The organism is Candidatus Angelobacter sp. (assembly GCA_035607015.1).
Lineage (GTDB): Bacteria > Verrucomicrobiota > Verrucomicrobiia > Limisphaerales > AV2 > AV2.
Map to the genome: position 1 here is coordinate 1 of DATNDF010000415.1, position 3,615 is coordinate 3,615.

Genomic DNA, 3,615 nt, shown 5'->3' on the forward strand with positions numbered 1-3,615 from the left:
AGAAAGTCGCGGCGGGAAGTTGCCGGGAGGGTGTGAGATTGGTGGTTTTTCACTTCCCGATCGAAAAGTAGCCGTAAGTTGGCGGGGGTTGCGGAGTACTCCAATACCTATCGGTGGCAGCATTAGGATCAATCGACGCACAACTCGTGCAAAAATGAGCCAATGCTGCTAAAATGGAGATAAGAATCCATTTTTGAATCCCGCATGGCGCCTTTGTTTCCGCGAAGCGCACGATGCGACTACAGTTTTGTCTTTTGCTTTTCAAGTTGCTCCGTCAAATGCCAGGCTGGTTTATGACTATCTACTCAATTCAGTATTCATCATTCTTTCCTAGATATCCACTTGCTAATTCCGATATACAAACTCATTCGCGTTGATCAGCATGTGGCAGAGATCCACCAGCGACGCGGCTTCGGCCTTGTCCGCATTATCCGGCAATTCGGGCGGCAACGCCAGCGCTTCGTTTTTTGCCAGACGATCAGCGATAATGTCGTGATGCCGCGCAAAGAAACTGCTGAGCGTCTGCACTTCCGCGTTATCAGGCCGGCGCGAGAAAGCGAGGCGGTAGGCGGCCTCGATTTGTTTGTCCGGGTCGGCGCCCGCCGACTTGATGACGCGACCGGCGAAGTTTTCCGCCCACTTCAACGTCAGTTCGCTGTTCAGCAGGTTGAGCGCCTGCAGCGGCGTGGTCGTGACGTTTCGGCGCGGGCAACTCTCGTGCGTATCCGGCATGTCGAAGCTTTCAAAAAGAGGATAACGCGTGTTGCGTTTGACGAAGACGTAGATGCTTCGGCGATTCCTCTCTGCCTCGTCTGCGGTCGTTTTCCAGCCGCTGTAGGTCGGATTCATCCCGGGGGGCAGTTCGGGGAAAACACTCGGTCCGCCCATCTTCAGATTGATCAGGCCGGACACCGCGAGCGCCGCGTCGCGGATCTCCTCACCTTCGAGCCGCTGCCGGGGAAACCGCCAGAGCAATCTGTCGTCCGGGTCGGTTTTTGCCGCGAGTTCGTCGAAGCGCGATGACTGGCGGTATGTGTTTGAAGTCATGATGAGACGATGGAGCTGTTTGATGCTCCAGCCGCTGCGGATGAATTCGGTGGCGAGCCAGTCAAGCAGGGCAGGGTGGGAGGGCCGCTCGCCTTTGATGCCGAAATCGCTCGGTGTTCCGACGATGCCGCGTCCGAAGTGATATTGCCAGACCCGATTCACCATCACGCGCGCAGTCAGCGGGTTTTTTGGGTCGGTTAAAATAGTCGCCAGAGCCGTTCGCCGGCCGCTCGAGTGGAGCCATTTCACCGGCGCGACCCTTGCCGGGTTCGGATCAAGGATCTGGAGGAAGCCGGGTTGCACTTCCTGTTGGAGTGCGTCATAAACGCCACGCCTCAAGACGTGGGTCTCCGGCGGCGACGGCGCGACGTCGGCGATGCCCGTGCCAATGGGCAGGTCCGCGGGTTTGAGCGGCGCGTATTTTTTCAACTCCGTTTTCAGCTCGTCCCACCGCTTCTTCTCCGCGCCTTTCAACCGGCCTTCGACCGCGGAATCCGGTGCGAGGTATTGATAGGAGGCCGGATCGAGGTACTGGTTGGCCTTGTGAACCATCTGCCATTCGATCGGCGTGCGTTCTGCGGCAGATTTGTTCAAGGCGTCCTGAATCTCCTGGGGATACTTGTCCACGTAGTCCTTGATGATGGCGCGGCGGTGCGGCTCTGCGATGGCGCTCATAGCGTCGCGGATATCCCGGGTTTTCTCCTCCCACTCCGCCAGTTGTTTGCGGTGTCGGTTCAACTCTTTTTCGGAAACCAGCGGAATGTTGTCGTCCGCGCCCGAGTTGGCGAAGAATGCCTGCAAGCGGTAATAGTCGGATTGCCGGATCGGATCGTATTTGTGGTCGTGACACCGGGCGCAGGCGACCGTCAAACCCATGAATACTGCGCCGGTCGTGTCGGTGATGTCGTTCAGAATCTCCTGGCGTCGCTGCATCAAATTGCGGGCGTTGCTCTCATCGGGGTAATGACGATTAAATGCGGTCGCCACACGCGCGTCGGGGTCGTCCGGCCAGAGTTCGTCACCGGCGATTTGTTCCCGGATGAAGCGGTCGTAGGGCTTGTCGTCATTGAACGATTTGATGATATAATCACGATAGCGCCACGCGTTGGGACGGATTTCATCGGCCTTGAAGCCCTCGCTCTCGGCATATCGCGCCAGATCAAGCCAGTGCCTCGCCCAGCGCTCGCCGTACCTCGGTGACGCCAGCAGGCGGTCCACCACCCGATCGAACGCCTTCGGGGAGTCGTCAGCAAGGAAGGCATCCACTTCCTCCGGTGTCGGCGGCAGGCCGGTCAGGTCAAACGTCGCGCGCCGCAGCAACGTGACCTTGTCGGCGGGCGGCGCGGGTTTGAGTCCGCCGGCCTCGAGACGTGCGAGAATGAAGGCATCCACGGGACGGCGTATCCAGCCAGGGTGGCTCACCTTGGGTGGAACGGGATGGGTAACTTTTTGGAAAGCCCAGTAACCGCGTTCTGCCGAAGTAAAAGTTGCGGCGTCACCGGCGCGACTGGAGGGCGCGACTGCGGCGAGGAATACGGCGGCAAACGAAACCGCAACCGAGCCAGAGCGGGAAACCGCCTTCAAAAACGACTTGGACAAACGGCGTTTCATGCCTGAGTTGGCTGGTACGAGCCTAAATTGGTCGAATTTGCGCCTGCTGTAAATGCCATTTTCTCAGCTTGCGACTTTGGCCCGCGTGTGAAACTAAATGCCGAACCCCGTGTTGAACAGGATCAAGTGGACCAAGCCAGCACCAAGCCGCCTTCATCGGAAGTCGCCTCGCCGTGGTTGCGATTGCTGGTGGGCCGCCAGCCGAAACGGACGCTCGTGCGGCTGGTTGTGCTGGTCGCCGGTGTGTTCGTGCTGTTCAGGTTCGTTTTCATCGGCGTTCGCATTGAAGGGATCAGCATGGAACCCACCTATCACAACGGGCGCATCGGCCTGGTGGAGCGACTGGCGTACCGGTACAGCCTCCCAAAGCGCGGCGACGTCGTGGCCATCCGCATTGCCGGCGAGCGGCGCATGTACCTGAAGCGGGTCATCGGTTTGCCGGGCGAACGCGTCGCGGTTCATCGCGGCAATGTTTACATCAACGGGGAAAAGCTGGATGAACCCTACGTCCGCGCACCGCGCGAGCCGTGGGAGGAACCGGAGGTGCGGCTTGGTGAACACGAGTATTACGTTGTCGGGGACAACCGTTCGATGCCGGGCCGGTGGCACGAGCACGGCAGAGTGGACGCAAGCCGGATTACGGGAAAGCTGCTGTTTTGAAACGAATTGTCTCGATTCTCGCGGTCGTGTTGCTGGCGGCGCTGGGCTTTTGGCTCTGCCGCGAACTATTTCCCAGTGACGAGAGCAGGCTTCGCGGCTTGCTGGCCGACGTCGCGAAAGCCGCGTCGCTCAAGGGGAACGAAAACCCACTCGTCCGGCTGGCCGGGGCGAACAAGCTGGCAGGTTTCTTCAGCGAGGACGTCGTTGTGCACATTGATGCTTCCGGATTGGAAGGGAAACAAATACAGGGGCGCGAAGAATTGCGGCAAACTGTTGCGGCCGCGCGCGCCAGTTTGC

At 59.2% G+C, this 3,615-nt stretch carries 3 protein-coding genes; 2 read left to right on the forward strand and 1 reads right to left on the reverse strand.

The window, feature by feature from the left end; translation table 11 throughout:
* Positions 1–345: 345 nt before the first annotated feature.
* The gene (locus VN887_16515) at positions 346–2,658 is read right to left on the reverse strand and encodes a DUF1553 domain-containing protein (protein ID HXT41612.1); all 2,313 of its coding nucleotides are present in this window, start codon (positions 2,656–2,658) and stop codon (positions 346–348) included.
* 126 nt (positions 2,659–2,784) lie between these two features.
* On the opposite strand from VN887_16515, the gene lepB reads away from it, so the two are divergent.
* On the forward strand, positions 2,785–3,318 hold the full coding sequence (lepB, locus tag VN887_16520; GenBank protein ID HXT41613.1) for a signal peptidase I: 534 nt from the start codon (positions 2,785–2,787) through the stop codon (positions 3,316–3,318).
* The coding region (locus VN887_16525; GenBank protein ID HXT41614.1) for a hypothetical protein at positions 3,315–3,615 on the forward strand (301 nt) is incomplete at its 3' end. The genes lepB and VN887_16525, both read left to right, overlap by 4 nt.

Excerpts from the sequence above, each read along its gene's own strand:
- VN887_16515 (HXT41612.1), bottom strand. The coding sequence starts at position 2,658 with ATGAAACGCCGTTTGTCCAAGTCGTTTTTGAAGGCGGTTTCCCGCTCT.